Below are 835 nucleotides of genomic sequence, written 5' to 3' on the forward strand. Positions count from 1 at the left end.
ACTTCACCATCACCGTCGAACCCATGGAAGGCGACCGCCACACCTGCGGCACCACCTACGACGGACTCCCCGCCGACGTCACCACCGGCGAACGCATCCTCATCGACGACGGCCGCGTCACCCTCGAAGTCACCGGAGTCGACGGACCCCGCGTCCACACCACCGTCATCGAAGGCGGCATGGTCTCCGACCACAAGGGACTCAACCTCCCCGGCGTCGCCGTCTCCGTCCCCGCGCTCTCCGAGAAGGACATCGAAGACCTCCGCTGGGCCGTGCGCACCGGCGCCGACGTCATCGCCCTCTCCTTCGTGCGCACCGGACGCGACATCGACGACGTCCACCGCGTCATGGACGAGGAGGAGCGCCGCCTCCCCGTCATCGCCAAGGTCGAGAAGCCCCAGGCCGTCGACAACATCGACGACATCGTCGCCGCCTTCGACGGCATCATGGTCGCCCGCGGCGACCTCGGCGTCGAAATGCCCCTGGAACAGGTCCCGATCGTCCAGAAGCGCGCCATCAAACTCGCCAAGCGCAACGCCAAGCCGGTCATCGTCGCCACCCAGATGCCCGACTCGATGATCGACAACTCCCGCCCCACCCGCGCCGAGGCCTCCGACGTCGCCAACGCCGTCATCGACGGCACGGACGCCGTGATGCTCTCCGGCGAGACCAGTGTCGGCAAGTACCCCGTCGAGACCGTCCGCACCATGGCCCGCATCGTCGAGGCGGCCGAGGAGGACATCCTCGCCAAGGGCCTCCCGCCCCTCACCGACCGCAACAAGCCCCGCACCCAGGGCGGCGCGGTCGCCCGCGCGGCAGCCGAGATGGGCGACTT

Annotated in this window: 1 protein-coding gene; it reads left to right on the forward strand. The window is 69.2% G+C overall.

Annotation, left to right across the window (positions count from 1 at the left end; translation table 11 throughout):
* Positions 1 to 835 (forward strand): pyruvate kinase (gene pyk, locus D8M29_RS13040; protein ID WP_127446068.1); only part of this gene is annotated, 835 nt, incomplete at both ends.

It is taken from the genome of Micrococcus sp. HSID17227, from assembly GCF_003989405.1.
GTDB lineage: Bacteria > Actinomycetota > Actinomycetes > Actinomycetales > Micrococcaceae > Micrococcus > Micrococcus luteus.